This window comes from Colwellia sp. MB3u-4 (assembly GCF_014077065.1).
GTDB lineage: Bacteria > Pseudomonadota > Gammaproteobacteria > Enterobacterales > Alteromonadaceae > Cognaticolwellia.
On the sequence record NZ_JACGVE010000089.1, the window covers coordinates 89374 to 107424 of the forward strand.

Consider the following 18051-nt stretch of genomic DNA (forward strand, 5'->3'; position numbering starts at 1 on the left):
TAATATATCAGTCTGTTAAGTGTGAATAAAGTGCTCTATTTCTGCTTCGTCTTGTTTTAGTAACTGATTCCATTCTCTCACCGGTAATTTTATATCTAATAAACAATTACCATGCTCGTCATAATGCTCATCAGTAATGCAATTTAACTGGTAAAGTTGACCACGAAGTTTACCGGCACTAGGCGGTAAACAAAGTAGGTGTTTGATAATTTTTTTACCTAATCGTTCTGACAGTGCTTGAAATAAAAGCTCAATGCCAATGCCTTTTTGGGCTGACAGCCAAACACGAATGGGTAGCCCTTGATCATCACGATCAATTCTGGGTTCAACATCATCTAACTGGTCTATTTTATTACAAATCAATAGTTGTGGAACATCACCCGCTTCTATTTCTTTTAAAACTTCTTCTACTTGTTCAATATTTTCGCTACGTCGTTCATCAGCAATGTCAATAATGTGCAGCAACAACTCTGCTTCTCTTGTTTCAGTTAACGTCGCTTTAAATGCGGCCACTAAATCATGGGGTAGATGACGTATAAATCCTACGGTATCAGCCAGAATAACACGACCGACTTCATCTACTTCAATTTTACGCAAAGTGGGGTCTAAAGTGGCAAACAATTGATCGGCGGCGTACACACCTGCTTGGGTTATTTGGTTAAATAATGTTGATTTGCCGGCATTGGTATAACCCACTAAAGAAAGTGTTGGGATTTCAGCTCTAGTTCTCGCCCGACGCCCCTGTTGTCTTTGCTTTTCAACTTTTCCCAAGCGTTTACGGATATTGACCATACGATCACGTAATAAACGCCTATCTGTTTCCAACTGAGTTTCGCCTGGCCCACGTAAACCAATACCACCTTTTTGTCGCTCTAAGTGAGTCCAACCGCGTATTAATCGTGTACTCATATGGCGTAACTGTGCTAATTCTACTTGTAATTTACCTTCGTGAGTTCGAGCTCGTTGGGCAAAAATATCTAAAATTAGCGTCGTACGATCAACCACACGACATTGACACAAGGCTTCAATGTTTTTTTCTTGAGATGGCGATAAACTATGATTAAACAAGACAATATTCGCATCGAACATGCGCACAGCATCAGCCACTTCTTGCACTTTACCTGTACCAACAAAATATTTCGGGTGCGGAGTAGCGCGTTTACCTGTGATGGTATTTAACGCACCTATACCAGCAGAACTTACAAGCATTTCAAACTCTTGTAAGTCTTCACGGGTATTATCATCGGGAAAATCTAAATGAACAAGTATAGCCCGCTCACCTGCCTGATATCTATCAAACAAATGAGCGACTCAATACAATACTAGTTTTTTGCATTAATCTTCTATGTCCTGATTCATTTGTGGGACTGGCATACTAGTTACCGCTCTAGCGGGTACTACCGTTGAGATAGCGTGCTTATATACCATTTGACTAACGGTGTTTTTAAGTAAAATTACAAACTGATCGAATGACTCTACTTGCCCTTGTAGTTTAATGCCATTAACCAAGTAAATTGCTACAGGAATACGATCACGACGTAACGCATTCAAAAATGGGTCTTGTAAAGATTGCCCCTTTGCCATTATTAGGTACCTTTTTTATTTTTAGTGAAAGTTAAATATTCTGTTGAATACTTTATTAAAAATACTTTATTAAAATTATTCAATAAAACTAGCTGGTTAATACACAGCTGTTTTAATTATACATCAATGTTTAAAGTTTGCTTACTGCCGATAAAATAACTTTTAAATTATTTTCATCTTCCATATCTAACCAATGTAAATTTTGCCAATTCCGTAGCCAGGTTAACTGTCTTTTTGCTAACTGACGTGTTGCACAAACACCTCTAAAAACCATCTCATCGTGATCATAGTCGCCCGCTAAATGTTGCCACATTTGTCGGTAGCCAACACAACGGATAGCCGGCAGGTCAAGGTCCAGATCAGCCCTTGCTTTCAAGCCAGTAACTTCTTGTTCAAAGCCTTGTGCTATCATTTGCGTAAAGCGTAACTCTATTCGTGCATGCAAGTCACTACGTTCTTTCGGTGCTATCGCAAATTGTAAAATATTCCCGTTGACTTTATCACCTTTTATTTCGGTCAATTGTGTCAAAGTGTTACCTGTTTTTCGATAAACTTCTATCGCTCTTGCAAGTCGTTGCGGATCATTAGGATGAATGCGCTCTGCTGAAACAGGGTCAAAACTTTGCAACTCTTCGTGCATAGCCAACCAACCTTTGTCAGCCGCTTCTAACGCTATTATATCTCTAATACTTTGATCAGCTTGAGGCAATGGCGAAATACCTTCAATCAAGCTTTTAAAGTACATCATAGTACCGCCGACCAATAAAGGAATACGACCATTTTCTCGACTTTTTGCAATGGCCTTAAGCGCATCTTGACAAAAATCAGCGGCAGAATAACTTTCGCTTGGATCTTTAATATCGATCAATTGATGTGGATAAGCCGCTAATTCATCCGCTGTTGGTTTCGCCGTACCAATGTCCATACCTTTAAAAACTAACGCTGAATCAACACTAATAATGTCACAAGGTAGTGCATCATATAATGCCATTGCTAGAGCAGTTTTACCTGAGGCTGTAGGCCCCATTAAACAAATAACGGGTGGCTGTTTATCGTCAATATGCTCTTGGTTTGCCAGCTTAGTCATTTCGGTAATATTTTATCTAACTCATTTACTGAAGATGTGAGGTCTATGGCGACCGAATTCAAGCGTAGTTGCTGTTCAAATTGACAATTAAAATCACTTTCAGCATTTCGCCAAACTTGTAATGCCTGTGCTTGCGTACATTCTTCGCTTAGCATAAGGCTAGCTAATGCCATTTGCCAATCAATTTCTGCGTAGACACTCTCTTGATTTTCAACGTCTAACTGTTTAATTAGCTTATCAAAACTATTAGCTATATCTTTATTTCTTAGCAAAGCAGGAAATTGTCGAATTTGTAATGTGCTGGTCTGTAACTGACGAATTTCTATGCCCATATGCTGAAATTGTTTTTCATTTATTTGCACAAATTTTGCTACTTTTTCACTGACCTTAATTTTTATTGGCAGTAATAACGGCTGACTGACCAATTTTTCATGCCAACGTTGCTGGATAACTTGCAGCCGTAACAAGTGTTCGAGCTTGTTCACTGATAATAAACGTAACGCCTGGCGTTGTTGAATAACAAGGTAATGTGGGGCCTGCCAGAATAAAATTTTTGTCGCATCTGTCATTTCATCTTGACTTGATGGTGCAGTATTTACCAATATTGGCATGGCGGCTGTTGGTGCTACATCAGTGGTTATGGCCGGTAGTTCAGGCTCAGTTACCTGTGAATTAAGCGCTAACGGTGTCATTAAATCACTGTAGGCTTTGCTCGCTTGAGGATTTATTTTTGTCGAATAATGTCGCGCATTAGCTTGAGAAAAATTGCTGCTAACTCGCGGGTCTTTGTTATCAGCGCTATATTCAGCCTTTTGGCTTGCAGCCAGATCTCTAGCTAAGGCATTACTTTGCCGATCACTATCAGTACTTGCCCGTAAAGGGGTAATGAAGCTAGGGGCTTGAATCTCAGCTTGCTGAGGGCTTTGAACCTCGTTATCAGGCGTTAAAATTTCGCCGGTACTATTATCAACCTTGAGCGCTAACTCATTAGTTAAGGCACGATTACAGACAGAATAAATAAAGTCATGCACATAACGCCCTTGATGAAAACGTACTTCATGTTTAGACGGATGCACATTAACGTCAACTTCACAAAAATCGAGTTGTAGAAACAAGACGAATGCAGGGTAGCTGTCACTGGGCAATAAATCGGCATAAGCTTGACGAATGGCATGATTAATTAACTTATCGCGCATCATACGATTATTAACATAACTGTAGGTAAGATCATTTTGGTTACGATAATAACTTGGCTGGGCAATCCAACCCTGTAAATGTAGGCCATCATGTTCGCAATTAATTTCTATCGCATGATCAATAAATTTTTGTCCACAAACTTGTGCAACCCTTTTACTACGCTGTATTGATGAATTAGCGACGCGAAATTGTTTAACCACTTTATGGTTATGAGTAAGAACAAAAGTAATAGCAAAATTTGCCAAAGCAATGCGTTTAATCACTTCTTCAATATGAGCAAACTCTGTTTTTTCTGTGCGTAAAAATTTTCGTCTTGCTGGCGTATTAAAAAATAAGTCGCTCACATCAATTGTCGTACCATTTGGGTGAGCAGCAGGCTTGATTGACACAGCCATATCACGCCCTTCCGCATTCGCTTGCCACGCTGACGCTTGTGCTTCAGGCTTAGAGGTTAAAGTTAACCGTGCGACAGAACTAATACTGGCTAATGCCTCTCCACGAAAGCCCAAACTACTAATGGCTTCAAGATCATCAAGGTCTTTAATTTTACTGGTGGCATGTCTGCTCAGCGCTAACGCTAACTCTGCTTTGGCAATACCCTTGCCGTTGTCGATAATGCGAATGCGCTTGGCACCGCCTTTTTCAATGTCTATTTTAATGCTTGTAGCGCCAGCATCGATACTATTTTCTACCAGTTCTTTAACAACCGAGGCTGGACGTTCAACGACTTCACCAGCGGCAATTTGGTTGGCGAGGCGAGCGGGTAATATGGCAATGGTCATGCGAAGATTAATCTGCCTGTGGTATTTTGAGTGTTTGGCCAATTCTAACTACATTAGATGTGAGATTGTTGGCTGATTTTAATTTTCTAACGGAAACTTTATAACGCTGAGCAACTACAGAAAGCGACTCACCGCGGCTGACCCTGTGTTCACGAAATCGTGTCGCAGCGATTAATGTGCCATCAGGTGGATTACGAGAGAAATAGTCATCTACCGCAATATATATTGCCTTAGCCAACTTATATTGATGATTGGCATTATTTAAACGTCTTTCTTCTTGTGGATTAGAAATAAAACCGGTTTCAATTAATACTGACGGAATATCATTAGATTTTAATACCGCTAAGCTTAAACGTTCTGGCTTATGCTTGTGTAGCCTTGTGACTTTCTTAAGCTGCTTAACCACATGTTCAGCAAAATCATAACTGCTTGCCATAGTGTATTCTTTCTTCATATCACCCAGTGCTATTGCTAAGTTGTTATCCTTAGTTTTTCTAATGGTTTCACCTGCACCACCGAGTAGTTCAGAATTTTTTTCTCGGTTTTGAATCCAGTGGCTAAATTCTGAATCAGCACGACGCGTAGCTTGTACTAACACTGATGCACCGTTGGGTTGTGATGAGGTAAAGGCGTCAGCGTGAATAGAAATAAGCAGATCAGCCTTAGATTTTCTGGCTAATTCAGTTTTACGATCATGGTTAACATAATAGTCACCACTGCGGATCATCACCGCTTTTAGACCTTGCTTTTTGTTAATTAAATTAGCCAGTTTTTGCGCTATCTTTAAGGTTATGCGTTTCTCATAAGTACCTGCAGCACCTATAGAACCTGGGTCTTCACCACCATGACCGGCAACAATAGCAATAACGATATCGCGTTTACCTTGGCTATTGTCATGTTGTGCAATGGTCTGACTTTGTTTGTCGTAGAGATCAATAACCAGCCGGTCACCGTATTGCCCCGCAGGCGCCAGCGGAAATACAGAGATACGAAAGTTATCCGCTAACTCAAGTACTAAGCGAGTTGTTCCTTGCTGTTTTGAGCGACTGGTGCGAATTTTTTTCACTCGGCGGTCAGCTTTTATCACCGACATTAAATCGACATAGTTTGTACTATTTTTAAAATCGATCACTAAGCGTTGAGGGGATTGTAATGAAAAGTATTTAAAATCAGGTTGTTGACTAAGATCAAAAACAATACGAGTATTTTCAGGCGCAGGCCAGACCCGCACACTGTCAATACTGTTGCTGGCGTTAGCAATACTTACTATGCCTAGACAGAGCATAAGTATGACTATTATTTTTCTTGAAAAACTTGCTAAACGCATTGAATCACTTACCTTTTAAGGGCCTTTCAACAGCCTTTTTTAGCTGTTACTTTTCTTATTGAACTGCGCTGAAACTATCTGTGAGCAATAAAGCGCGCTACCGCGCTAAAATTGACAATAAGCGTTTACCTAAAACTGTTTTAGCCAGGAGTGAAACTTGACGCTGCTCATCATGATAAGCTAAATTTATAATCATATCTGGCTCTGGTAACATGCCCTGACCTTTTTCAGGCCACTCTATAAAGCTACAACACTGGCTATTAAAGTAATCTCGAATGCCCATATACTCTAATTCTTCAGGGTCAGCTAGCCGGTATAAGTCAAAATGATACACTTGCCAGTCTGCTAAATCATAGGGTTCAACTAAGGTATAGGTTGGGCTTTTAACATTACCGACATGCCCCATTCCTTGCACAAAACCTCGTGTTAAGGTGGTTTTTCCGGCACCAAGATCACCATTTAGGTAAACAATAATCCCTTGTTTCAACTCTGTTTTTACAATATCAGCTAATTGTTTACCCAAAGCGATTGTTGCCAATTCATCGGCCAATATAAAGTTTTTTTTTGTCACAAAATTATTCATCGTATTGTTATTACTTCTAAAGTATCTTATCTGCAGCGTAATTACCATTAATTAGCCGCTGAATTTCGGGGTATAGATCACTCGCAAGTAACCCTATTTGACCGTGCTTTTGGGCAATAATATCAGCTGCACGACCGTGAATATAGACACCTAAGCGGGCAGCGACAAATAAATCCTCACTTTGTAAGATTAGTGCGCCAATAATACCACTGAGCACATCACCCATACCACCACTGGCCATGCCTGCATTACCCGTACTATTAACCCAAACAATATCGCCATTAGATACCAGTGTACCGGCACCTTTTAACACACATACGCCGCCATATTGTTGCGCTATTTTTTTTACCGCTGAAAATCGGTCCGCTTCAACCTCAGCAATCGAGCATGACAACAAAGCCGCCGCTTCACCGGAATGAGGTGTTAATACCCATTGAGTATTTTTTAATGCACTTTTGCCAAGTAACCTTAAGGCATCAGCATCAACTACTTTTAGCTCAGGCCGCTTGATCACCAAATTAAATAACGCTTTTGACCAAAGTTCTTGCCCTAAGCCAGGACCAAGTATGATGACTTTTATTTTTTTTAGTAGCGCTGAACGCTTTAAGCTTTCGGCTGAATTTGCCACTACCATCAGCTCTGCTTGTCTGGTCAGTAAAGTGTTACGTGACTTTTCGTGACAACAAACACCGACTAGTGCAGCACCCGTTCGCAAAGCTGCCTCTGCAGCCAAACAAATAGCGCCGGTAAAGGCGTGAAAACCGCCAACCGCTAGCAACATGCCAATATTACCTTTATGGCTGCAAGGGGCTCTGGGTAAAATAGCCGGTAAGTTTTTCTCACTTTGGCGAAAACATGCCGCTGTGGTTAACGCCGCTAACACCCGATTTACGCCGAGCGTTTCAAGCTCTAGATTACCGACATAGTTTGCGGCTTGCCCCGTCAATAAACCTTGCTTGTAGGCTATTAATGTCACCGTTAAATCGGCTTTGACCGCAACACTTAATACTGTCCCTAAGTCAGCATTAAGTCCTGACGGCACGTCAACCGACACCCGTTGGCATGGCTGGTTATTTATCTGAGTAATCAAGTCAACAAGGGCTGGAGATAATACCCCGCTAAAACCAATACCAAATAAGCAGTCAACAATAACACCTGCTTGAAACCCAGCTACAAGGGTTTCCATTGCCTCACTTTGCGGGCAAAAATCAATTTTTACTGGCAGCACGGTAAGTAAGGTTAGCGCTTGTTGTGCATCGCCCGTAATAGATTCGCGCTCAGCATTAACCAGCACAGTGACAGCTAGACCGGCTTGATGGGCTAATCTGGCAACAATATAACCATCGCCACCATTGTTGCCTTTACCGCAAACAATGAGGAGCTTAGTCGCGGCGGGAAAATGCTGCTGTATTTGACTGAACACCGCACGGCCTGCTCGTTCCATTAGTTGAAATAAATTGATACCGACTGCTTGTGCGGCGTCAGCCTCATAGCGTTGTAGTTGATTAACCTTATAAGCATGATGTGTTAAACTATTTGACACTTTTAATACCACCTTTATTGTTTGAACATTCGGCTGCCATGACTACACCTGCTCTTAACTATCAAGATTTAACAGAAAAAATCAAGCTTTGGGGCCAAGAACTTGGCTTTTCACAAGTGGGTATTAGCGATGTCGACTTATCTGAACACGAGGCCGCTTTAACCCGTTGGCTAGAAAATAACTATCACGGCACTATGGACTATATGGCCCGCCATGGCTTAATGCGTGCCAGAGCAAAGGAATTGGTTGCCGGCACCCTGAATGTTATCAGCGTGCGCATGGATTATTTGCCTACCGATGCGAAATTTGCTCGCATTTTAAAAAATCGCGATCATGCTTATATCAGCCGATATGCCTTAGGTCGCGATTATCACAAATTAATGCGCAAACGCCTAAAACAATTAGGTGAGCAGATTAAAACCCATTGTGACAATTTTAATTATCGCCCTTTTGTTGATTCTGCGCCAATACTTGAAAGACCTCTAGCTGAGAAAGCAGGTTTAGGTTGGGTGGGTAAACATTCATTATTGATTAACAAGCAAGCGGGCTCTTGGTTTTTTATCGGCGAGCTTTTGGTTGATATACCGTTAATTCATGATACTAAGGCAGAAAATCACTGTGGTACTTGTGTGTCCTGTATCAAAATTTGCCCAACTCAAGCCATAGTTGAACCTTATGTGGTCGATGCAAGACGCTGTATATCCTATCTGACGATAGAATTACGTGACGCCATACCCGTAGAGTTTAGGCCTTTAATTGGCAATAGAGTCTATGGTTGCGATGACTGCCAATTAATTTGCCCGTGGAACAAGTTTGCCAAGCTTGGCAGTGAAGATGATTTTAAACCTCGACAAAACTTAGACAATATCACTTTATTAACTTTGTTTTCATGGGACGAAGCAAGATTTTTAAGTAAGACTGAAGGCTCGCCTATTCGTCGTATTGGCTTTCAGTGTTGGCAGCGCAATATCGCCGTTGCCCTGGGTAATGCCGATTTCTCAATAGCTAATATTGAGGCGTTAACTGAAAAAATAGCAAACTCAGCCCCTATGGTGGCTGAACATATTGAGTGGGCAATAGCACAACAAAAACTTAAACAACAAGCTTTAACTAAAGATCAAAATTTACGTTTAACCGCACGATTAATTCGTTCGGTTGAAAAAGGTATGCCTCGCGATGCTTAGCACCTAATGCATTAAATAAGACCCGTTTCATTAATTAGCGGGTCTTATTTATTTGTGGAAAAAACCAACAAAACTATAACATTTATTTTAATAACGCAGTAGTAAGTTATTTTACCCAGATGAAATGATCAGGAAATTAATGAGCTTGGTAAAAATCATGGCGTTTGCCACTAGTTTAATTTTTGCCATTTCAGCGTTAATTCGTTCAGCGTTGCCAGGCCTTTACCTTCAAAATTTAGCGTTGAAAGCACAGCAAGAATACCCTCGACTGCCACCTGATGCTCATGTGTGTCCTGATCTTCTTGCTTAATTTTTATCAATATCTTTAATTGGCTGAACAGTAATTTGACATTATTTGGACTCAGTTGTAATGCTTGTTGAATGGCCTTTAACGCCGGTAGTAATCGATGCTTCTGAAAATGCTCAACCGCCATGCGGTTAAGTTCTTTGGCAGTAAAGTGTATATCTTCACGCTGTTGGCTTTCTTGCGCTATGTAATGCCTAACCACTTGGCTATTCAACGAGTTACCGGCAATTTGATGATTGATGGCTGCAAGCAATTTTATCGCCTCTTCACGCATACCTAATTCATGCAATACTTTCACCCGATCTAAATTATCCTCTACTACTGTGCTGGGTATAAGCGACATATGATTTTCAACTAATTTTATCGCTTTAGCTTGTTCATTACGGACATTGTGTAACCTAGCTTTAACCACTAATAATGGTTGTTTAAAAAGGCTTAAATCTTGGCAGTCATGCTCAAATTGTCTGATATAACGATCAGTTTGCCGCAATATTTCATTGGCACTGTCATCTGGAGTTGCACAAGCAAAATCAATACCCGCTCTGATCACATTCAGTAAAAGTGCGGGGGAGTCATGAATTGAGTTTTTCGCTTGTTGTGCTATGTTGCGCGTCGCTACATATTGTCCTTTATAATCATGAGTTAAGCGGGCTAAATCCCACGATTTTCTATTACGTTCAATATTTCTCGGTGCCAGTGCCATCGCTTTTTTAATTTCTTCATAGGCCTGCTGGTATTGTTCTTGTTCGATGAAATACTGCGCCATCATATCGTGAGCACCAAAACGTGTGTCTGGCTTATCAATCAAGCTGTTTACCATATCGCTAATTTCACCCAAGCGACCTTGCTTTAACAAGGCTTTGGCATAGCCTAAATATACCCAGGAGTATTTATAGATTTTAAATAATCTCCGATAAAAAGATTCTGCTGTTTCAAACTCAAGCAAGGAAAGATATGACTCACCTTTAATGCGGTTAATATTAGGATGATAATGGGCTAACTTTTCATTTTGCAGGTGTCGATCGGCAAAATAAAGTGCTTTTGCGTAGGCTTTTTTGTCTATCGCATTGTTGATATTAAAAAGCACTTGCTTGACCTTTAATATCGCGATGAAGCGGGTTCTGACTTTTTTTATCGCTAACGGTTTTGTCCAAAAGTCATCGGGTTGCAACTCGATGATAGAGTTAACCAATGCTTCATTGGTTTCTGTACTGAGGAATATTAATACCGTAGTTTTAGTCACATGGCCTTTAAATTTTAATTCTTCTAATAAGTGAAAGCCGTCTTTGTCGCTTTGAATGTTAAAGGCGCAAATAACAATATGAAAATGTATTTCATCGCACAACCTAAGACCATAATAGGCATTTTGCACACAACGCACTTCCTTTATACCAAGCGCAAATAAGCTTGCTTTTAACACACTGTGTACTAGTAAGTTATCGTCGATAACTAAAACATTAAGTTGATCAAGTTGCGCTAAGGTATTTTTTTCAACATCTTGCATGATTTACCTTACTGGCTATTGTTTTAGCCTGCTACTTTCCATATTGTTGTTGACGTTGTCGGCACTGGTTAAGTACCGCTTTTTTTGCCGCTACATCAAGCTGGCGCCATGTCATAATTTCATCAATATTGCGAAAGCAGCCTAAACAAACATCGTCCTCGTTGAGGCCACAATGACTTACACAAGGGCTAGCAACATCTTTAACTTTGTCTTTTGACTGGTAGTATTGAACACTCATATCGCTTCTGCAAATTCAGTTAGCTGTAATAGACATAGTTTGAGGTGATTTAGCTGACGTTGCAATGGCTCTTTTTCTGCTACTGAAAAATCGCCATTTAACGCTTTTGGACTAAGCAACTGACTTAACTGTCGACATTGCGCCAATAAAGGTCTGGCGGCAATAACATTCGCTAAGGTAGTTAACGACTGTAAAAGCGCTAAAGCGAGGCGGTAGTCTTGCGCCGCTAGTGCCGAACTTAACGCTTGGAGATTGGTGCTAATGTCTGCTAAATATTCATCTAACATAAAAGCGGCTAACTCAGCAGAGCCTTGATTTTCTGCGTATTGGGTTAAATCCAAAGCCTCTGCTGTTGGTTTATTTATTTGCTCAAAGCCAAAAGAGAAGTCTAACGACTGCTCAATATCAGCCATATTCAATACTTGCTCAACAGTCACATCGCTCTTATCAGGTACAGTATTTGGCATGACACTGTACTTATTATCTTGCTTATCTGCCGGTGAGGCCAATATGGCTTGATTATCACCCGTGCCTGCAGCTGACTTTAACCAAGGAGATAATTGCTGAATTAATTGTTGAATATCTAATGTCGGGGCTAAATAGCCACTATGCCAAGACGTTGGTAAGTTAAGTTTGTCGAAAAAATCGTCTGACTTATCTTTATTATTGCTCAAAGCAAACAGGCCACGAACAGGCGTTAATGTATGATTAACAGTACTATTAACAGTATGATTAAAACTGGAAAACTCACCAATAGCCACTAAGTAACGCCCTGACTGCCATAAGTGTTCGAGCTGTTCTTGTTGAGAAACCACAGTCACTTGTAAACCAAGCCAATGCAATATTCTCAGCAAAACTTGATGTTTACTGACCGAGGTCACACCAAGTAAAACTTCAACTTGGCTAGGTATAAAACGATAAGGTGAAAAAACCTCTGGCTCAACTAATAAATTAATCTTGTTGTGATTACTTAATAACGCAATAATATTAGCGATTAACTCACCGGTAAACCAAGGTAAATTACTGGCTGAAAACAATCCTGTTCTTTGTAATACAGTGCAGTTAAGTGGCTGAATAACTAATATTTTAGGTTGTATTTTAGCAGGTAAACTCGCCAAGTGTTGGGTGATCAAATCATAATCTGAAAAGTAGACTTCAGGCGATAAAATAATCACATCCAAGCGATACCTCATTAGGTGCTTTATACTCATTTGGCGACGAAATAGCGACAAATCTTGCATTGTTTCCACTATGGCTTTGCTGTGGCCGAGTTGATGACAAATTCTTTCACGGCTAACTTTGTCAGTGGCAATAACTAAAAGTGCACACTTAGCTAAGTTTACTGGTTGGTGTTCGCTAGTTTTATTCAGTTCTTCGGCAATGGTTAACGAAAATTCAAAAGAAAATTTTCCAGCCGCTTCTAACAGTTGACTAGCTTTATTACTGACATTAAAAACTAACTGCAAATCTCGTAAATAATGCTCAGTAGCATGAGCAAAGTCAGCCGTTATTTCATCATCGAACACTAACTCGTTAATCACCTGAGATAGCCTCTGTGCATCAGATGGCTTGTTAAGCAAAAAGCTTATCTGTACAGTTTGTTGGCCGCTATTTACGTCAATAACTTGCAAAGCGATATTAAGCTCAGCACCCTGCTGCTCCGTTAGCATCTTATGACATATTGTCGCTATCATGGCCTGAAATAATTCACTTTCAAGTGTCACCGAAGAGGCTAAATTCTCTGCCATGTGCAAATAAATGCAGTTGTTACTTTGCGCTGCAGCCAAACTAACATTAGCTAAAACTGTATGCATTTCATTAGCCAGTGTTACCTTAGATAAGGTCAAGACAAAATCATTTAGACGTAATTGGGCACAAGTTTTTTGTTGTTCATCCCAGCGCGCTAATTGCCGTAATTGCTGGTAGGCAAGTTGTTCGTCACCCTGAGTGATCGACACTAACTGCTTTTGTAACATTAGGCTATTCACTAGGCCTAACGCTTTGTCGCTACGGGTAATAATAGCGAGCTTATCTGCTTGATTTTGCTGTTTAATTTGTTGTTGTAACTGTGCATTACTATCTTTAAGTACTTGATATTCTTCTGCATTAGATAAACTGCCACACCAAAGGCCACCCACATATTCAAGCGTTAAAGCCAGCGCTTTTTCTTGATTACTAATTAACGAAATTTTTTCAACACCCTGATGCTTTTTGGCGTGTCGCGCAAGAGACAAAATAGCCCGAACATCGGCCCGACTAAAGCACTGACGCCAATGTTGATTGTTAACGTCAACACCGAGTAAAGCTGACAATTGTTGTTGCTGTTTTTCTGACCGCAAAGGCATTTGCCAAAAAACAACCCCGCTATGACAAGACATAAATACTATTTGCCTTTGGTATTCTTGCTGCTGTTGTTCAAAGTCGGCTTCACGATGTAAAGGTTGAGACAGTTGCTTAATAGCATTAAGCATTGCTGTGACTTCAAGCCCAGGTATTTTTGCTACCACATGACCTGTCGTCACAAACTCTTCAACGACAGCGGTACTTTGTTTACCAAAGCACTTGATTTTTCTGCGTAAACTGAAAAGAAAACTGATAAAAATTAGGCTGAGTAAAATAAAAACACCAGTAATAAGCCAACTATAATGCTTAGGCTGCACGTCAATATTAGCTTTTACCAACCATGCGAAAAACTGTTGTTTGATAAGCGATGGTTTAAGGGGTTGCACGACAAGTGTGTGATCAAGTAAGGGGATTAACTCAGCTTTCTGTTTTGCTAATTCAGCCTGCAAGTCAAAGGCCCTGCGTAATTGACCATGCCATTTTGCAAAAGTGTTTTGCTCACTAAACAGCAAGCGATTAAGCACTGATATTTGTTCAACTAAGCCTGTTTCATTTGAATTTTCATTCATCACATTACTGGCATTTGCCAGCCAACGCATTATATCGCGTTGAATCTCTTGCTGAATATAATTAAATTCGACTAAATCATACTGTAAATCAAGTTGGTTAAACATCACTAAAGTATCAATGATACCTTGATGCAACTCACGATTAATATTTAAGCTATTCACTAAGTTACTTAATGCCTTCGCCCGTAGGGTAATTACCCTTTTGGTTAAGTTGTCTTGGCTGATTTGACGATATAAATCCTTTTGCTGACTTGTTTGCTCAGCGATTAAATGAGATAAACTATCAGTGACTAGGATCAATTGAATAATGACACTGTCTTTAAGTTGAAGGTTTCGTCGAGCACTCTCAGTTAAGCGTGTAACATTTTCTGCCTGCATTTTTAAACGCTGAGTTAACTGCGCTAATAACCGCTTATTATTTTGACTTAACGCAGAAATATTTTTTAAGTTTTCATTCAGTGTTTGATAACTTTCATCAAATTTTAGCGCCGACCTACTATCAAGCAGATCATTGAGTAAGCGATTATTTTTAATTAATAACAATTGTCGTTGATGGTGTTGTTCAAGGGCAGGCAATTGTTGGTCTTTAACTAGCGCTAAATCTTGTTCCGATTGAAAGTACAACCAAAACCCCAGCAAAAAAAGTAAGGAAAAGCTCAAGGCCAATAAAAAAAATTGGCGGCTAAGCTGACGATATAGCGGCAGTGTTGAATCCATGCTTGGGTAATATCCTAATAAATCAAATAGATAATATTTTTATATACCTATATAACCCAGTGACGCCAAGCCGTATGGTGCAACAACTTAGCAAAAATTAGTTATACCATTAATAGTGTATGGCTTTAAGATTAATTAGCAAAGATTAATCATGCCAGCAGAGCATTTTATCTTAACCTATATATACCCGTTCCACTGCAAGCTGCAGTTTCAGCGTTAAGCTAGGAATAAGAGCAAGTCGTGATAAATCAGCGGTAACGAGCTAAGATCCCATAAGCGCCAAAGTGTAACCACAGCGCGCTGAAAGAGATCAGCGATGACTTAGTATTACCTTGACCCACATGCTTTTTTAATGTTTTTGATGATTAGCGCTTATTACTTTTTGGTTTTTTTACCGATCCATGCCCATGTCATTATGCATTCAATTGGCTGTTCGCCTGACTCATCAGTGATGGTAACCGCAATGTCCATATTGCCCTTTTCTTGGGTCAATAATGCAATTTGCTGATCTGAAATGCTTGCAATAGCGGTTAAATCTCCCTGCATTCTGCGCTGATAGTTAATCGTCATCGACTTTAATAAAGGCAGACAGCTATCGGGTAAGTTCAAACCAAAAACGATACCGGTCGCCGATTCAGCTAATAACGCCGCGGCAATAGCGTGCACACCACCAATATGATTTTGTACTCTTTTGCGATTGACCATAGACAACTTAACTTGCTGCTGTTCTATATCGACCAGAGTGACCTTTGACGTGTTGGCATATTTAACCTGAGAGCAAAATAATTTTGTTAACAAAAATGAATGACTGATTTTTGGAAACTTTTTAATTTGTTTAACGATTCGACTAAAGCGATTAACCATAAATATCCTAGATGAATGTTTTCAAAATGCGTTAATGATTGTCAAGCAAACTGGTCAGACCTTCAAGTTTTTTTATCTTATTACGCTTTAAAGTTTACATAATAACGCCTTAAAACCACCGGCTAAAGGTCATATAAGTTATTAGCCTAATATAGGAAAAATCATTAAGGTGATTAATACTGCGCAGCACTGAATGGCTAACAACAACGCACAAGTGCTTGAATAACTGTAAAAGATGAGCGAAGTGTAGGAGCCAGATTAAGCTCGAGAAATGCCTCAAAGGCCAAGATATCTCAGTGAGGCCTGAGCATAAAAAAGACGCTAATGCGTCTAATTATAGGCTTTACTCAGTTTTTAAATGCCGATACTACAGCTTAAAAAAATGTTCCTGATAAACTTTCAATTCAGCAATTGATTCACGAATATCATCCATGGCTAAATGTGCTCCCGTTTTAACCACTTTACCTAATACCTCTGGTTTCCAACGACGGGCCAGCTCTTTTACTGTGCTCACATCAAGATTACGATAGTGAAAGTAATCTTCAAATTCTGGCATGTATTTATTAATAAAGCGTCTATCTTGCCCAATGCTATTACCACACATAGGCGATTTACCTTGTGTAACATATGGCTTAAAAAATGCCAAGGTTTCAGCACTTGCTTGCGCTAAACTCGTGCTACTTTCTCGACACCTTTGGGTTAAACCTGATTGGCCATGATGCTCGATACACCAAGGATTCATATTATTTAATATTTCATCACTTTGATGAATAGCAAACACTGGGCCTTCAGCCAAAATATTAAGTTGGCTATCGGTAATGATTGTCGCAATTTCTAAAATAACGTCAGTACTCGGTTCAAGGCCGGTCATCTCTAAATCTAACCAAATTAAATTGCTATCGTTAGCGTTCATTGTCATTCCTACGTTATTTACTGTTGATCAAATTATATATATTAGCAGATAAACTACAGAGAGTGCGCCTGTAAAGGCACGATTACACATGCATTTAAGCGCTACTTGAGTATATAATACGGCAGAAGGTAACACGATTAAATTTATTTATCGGTTACCAACAGAGATCAAAAATACAAATTCTGAGTTAACATAAAAAGAGAATAACTTGTGGCTAAAGCCAAAAAATTAACCAAAGGTCAAACGCGACAGATCAAAGCGAACCAAAGTAAGAAATTACGTAAATCTACTGAAAAAGTACAATGGCAAGATGATGAACTCGCTGCAGTTGAAACCGGTACTATCATTAGTCGTTTTGGCCAACATGCTGATGTAGAGGGCAGCGATGGCGAAGTGTTTCGTTGTAATATGCGCCGCAGTATTGCTTCCTTGGTTTGTGGTGACAAAGTGCTTTGGCGTAAAGGCAAAGAAACGCAACACAGTATTTCAGGCGTAATTGAAGCCGTTCATGAGCGTGAGTCGGTACTGAGTCGCCCTGACGTTTACGACGGTGTTAAACCTATTGCGGCCAATATTAGCCAAATACTGATTGTTTCATCTGTGTTACCCGCTTTTAATGCCGACATTATTGATCGTTACCTAGTCGCGGCTGAACAAACCGGTATTACCCCGGTTATTTTATTGAATAAAATTGATTTATTCGATGATAGCAATCGTGATGAAATTGAAAATCAACTGAATATTTACCGTAAAATTGGTTACCAAGTGACTTACATGAGTAACGAAACCGGTGAAGGTATTGCCGAGTTAAAGTGTCAACTTAGCCAACATACCAGTGTATTTGTCGGTCAGTCTGGCGTTGGTAAGTCAACGCTAACTAATACCTTGATGCCTGAATTAGGTGTCGTCACTAAAATTGTCTCAGAAAATTCAGGGTTGGGTCAGCACACTACAACAGTTGCTCGATTATATCATTTTGAACAAGGTGGCGATCTGATTGACTCACCCGGCATACGAGAATTTGGCTTGTGGCATTTATCACCCATACAGGTCAGTAATGGCTTTATCGAATTTGACCCCTACATAGGGACCTGTAAATTTCGTGACTGTAAACACCAAAACGATCCCGGCTGTGCGTTAATTGCGGCGAAAGATGAAGGCAAGATCTTCCCAGAGCGCTTAGCCAGTTTCCAAAAAATATTAGCCAGTTTAGGTGATAATACCCTAACCTCACGCTTTAATGATTAAGACAGTTAACCCCATAATAAGGAAAAAATAGTGCTAGTAAATAAATTGAAAATCGCCCTAC

14 protein-coding genes are annotated in these 18051 nt (G+C 39.9%); 2 read left to right on the plus strand and 12 right to left on the minus strand.

Annotated features, from left to right (window positions below; all coding sequences use genetic code 11):
* Window positions 1–15: 15 nt before the first annotated feature.
* From hflX to H4J61_RS16065, 7 genes are all read right to left on the minus strand, one after another.
* The gene (gene hflX / locus H4J61_RS16035) at window positions 16–1302 is read right to left on the minus strand and encodes a ribosome rescue GTPase HflX (protein WP_182137318.1); all 1287 of its coding nucleotides are present in this window, start codon (window positions 1300–1302) and stop codon (window positions 16–18) included.
* Between the two features lie 33 nt (window positions 1303–1335).
* Entirely contained in the window at window positions 1336–1584 is a 249-nt protein-coding gene (gene hfq / locus H4J61_RS16040) for an RNA chaperone Hfq (protein ID WP_182137317.1), read from the minus strand.
* A gap of 130 nt (window positions 1585–1714) precedes the next feature.
* Complete coding sequence (gene miaA, locus H4J61_RS16045) at window positions 1715–2671, minus strand: tRNA (adenosine(37)-N6)-dimethylallyltransferase MiaA (protein WP_182186212.1); 957 nt, start codon at window positions 2669–2671, stop codon at window positions 1715–1717.
* Window positions 2668–4650 carry a DNA mismatch repair endonuclease MutL gene (mutL, locus tag H4J61_RS16050; protein ID WP_182186576.1) on the minus strand — a complete coding sequence of 661 codons (1983 nt, stop codon included), beginning with the start codon at window positions 4648–4650 and terminating at the stop codon, window positions 2668–2670. The genes miaA and mutL overlap by 4 nt, the downstream gene beginning before the upstream one ends.
* A gap of 7 nt (window positions 4651–4657) precedes the next feature.
* Window positions 4658–5977: an N-acetylmuramoyl-L-alanine amidase gene (locus tag H4J61_RS16055; protein WP_182186214.1), complete on the minus strand. Its 1320-nt coding sequence runs from the start codon at window positions 5975–5977 to the stop codon at window positions 4658–4660.
* A gap of 97 nt (window positions 5978–6074) precedes the next feature.
* Complete coding sequence (gene tsaE, locus H4J61_RS16060) at window positions 6075–6560, minus strand: tRNA (adenosine(37)-N6)-threonylcarbamoyltransferase complex ATPase subunit type 1 TsaE (RefSeq protein WP_220461294.1); 486 nt, start codon at window positions 6558–6560, stop codon at window positions 6075–6077.
* A 16-nt stretch (window positions 6561–6576) separates the two neighbouring features.
* Window positions 6577–8103, minus strand: coding sequence for an NAD(P)H-hydrate dehydratase (locus H4J61_RS16065; protein WP_182186225.1), 1527 nt, complete (start codon window positions 8101–8103; stop codon window positions 6577–6579).
* A gap of 38 nt (window positions 8104–8141) precedes the next feature.
* Between H4J61_RS16065 and queG the strand changes: the two genes are divergently transcribed.
* The gene (queG, locus tag H4J61_RS16070; protein WP_182186227.1) at window positions 8142–9287 is read left to right on the plus strand and encodes a tRNA epoxyqueuosine(34) reductase QueG; all 1146 of its coding nucleotides are present in this window, start codon (window positions 8142–8144) and stop codon (window positions 9285–9287) included.
* Window positions 9288–9457: 170 nt separating this feature from the next.
* Here the strand turns inward: queG and H4J61_RS16075 are convergent, their stop codons facing one another.
* From H4J61_RS16075 to orn, 5 genes are all read right to left on the minus strand, one after another.
* Window positions 9458–11098: a response regulator gene (locus H4J61_RS16075; RefSeq protein ID WP_182186228.1), complete on the minus strand. Its 1641-nt coding sequence runs from the start codon at window positions 11096–11098 to the stop codon at window positions 9458–9460.
* A gap of 31 nt (window positions 11099–11129) precedes the next feature.
* A complete protein-coding gene (locus H4J61_RS16080; RefSeq protein WP_182186229.1) occupies window positions 11130–11336 on the minus strand; it encodes a DUF1289 domain-containing protein in 207 nt (68 codons plus the stop codon).
* Window positions 11333–14965: a hypothetical protein gene (locus tag H4J61_RS16085; RefSeq protein WP_182186230.1), complete on the minus strand. Its 3633-nt coding sequence runs from the start codon at window positions 14963–14965 to the stop codon at window positions 11333–11335. Before H4J61_RS16085 ends, H4J61_RS16080 begins: the two co-directional genes overlap by 4 nt.
* A 375-nt stretch (window positions 14966–15340) precedes the next feature.
* Entirely contained in the window at window positions 15341–15829 is a 489-nt protein-coding gene (locus H4J61_RS16090) for a DUF4442 domain-containing protein (protein ID WP_182186231.1), read from the minus strand.
* Between the two features lie 367 nt (window positions 15830–16196).
* The gene (gene orn / locus H4J61_RS16095; protein WP_182137307.1) at window positions 16197–16742 is read right to left on the minus strand and encodes an oligoribonuclease; all 546 of its coding nucleotides are present in this window, start codon (window positions 16740–16742) and stop codon (window positions 16197–16199) included.
* A gap of 210 nt (window positions 16743–16952) precedes the next feature.
* Between orn and rsgA the strand changes: the two genes are divergently transcribed.
* Window positions 16953–17990: a small ribosomal subunit biogenesis GTPase RsgA gene (rsgA, locus tag H4J61_RS16100; RefSeq protein WP_182137306.1), complete on the plus strand. Its 1038-nt coding sequence runs from the start codon at window positions 16953–16955 to the stop codon at window positions 17988–17990.
* Window positions 17991–18051: the final 61 nt, after the last annotated feature.

What these genes read in the sequence shown, in the direction of transcription:
- H4J61_RS16075 (WP_182186228.1), bottom strand. Translation starts at nt 11,098, where the DNA reads ATGCAAGATGTTGAAAAAAATACCTTAGCGCAACTTGATCAACTTAAT.
- miaA (WP_182186212.1), bottom strand. Translation starts at nt 2,671, where the DNA reads ATGACTAAGCTGGCAAACCAAGAGCATATTGACGATAAACAGCCACCC.
- H4J61_RS16080 (WP_182186229.1), bottom strand. Translation starts at nt 11,336, where the DNA reads ATGAGTGTTCAATACTACCAGTCAAAAGACAAAGTTAAAGATGTTGCT.
- mutL (WP_182186576.1), bottom strand. Translation starts at nt 4,650, where the DNA reads ATGACCATTGCCATATTACCCGCTCGCCTCGCCAACCAAATTGCCGCT.
- H4J61_RS16055 (WP_182186214.1), bottom strand. Translation starts at nt 5,977, where the DNA reads ATGCGTTTAGCAAGTTTTTCAAGAAAAATAATAGTCATACTTATGCTC.
- tsaE (WP_220461294.1), bottom strand. Translation starts at nt 6,560, where the DNA reads ATGAATAATTTTGTGACAAAAAAAAACTTTATATTGGCCGATGAATTG.
- queG (WP_182186227.1), top strand. Translation starts at nt 8,142, where the DNA reads ATGACTACACCTGCTCTTAACTATCAAGATTTAACAGAAAAAATCAAG.
- H4J61_RS16090 (WP_182186231.1), bottom strand. Translation starts at nt 15,829, where the DNA reads ATGGTTAATCGCTTTAGTCGAATCGTTAAACAAATTAAAAAGTTTCCA.
- hfq (WP_182137317.1), bottom strand. Translation starts at nt 1,584, where the DNA reads ATGGCAAAGGGGCAATCTTTACAAGACCCATTTTTGAATGCGTTACGT.
- orn (WP_182137307.1), bottom strand. Translation starts at nt 16,742, where the DNA reads ATGAACGCTAACGATAGCAATTTAATTTGGTTAGATTTAGAGATGACC.
- H4J61_RS16085 (WP_182186230.1), bottom strand. Translation starts at nt 14,965, where the DNA reads ATGGATTCAACACTGCCGCTATATCGTCAGCTTAGCCGCCAATTTTTT.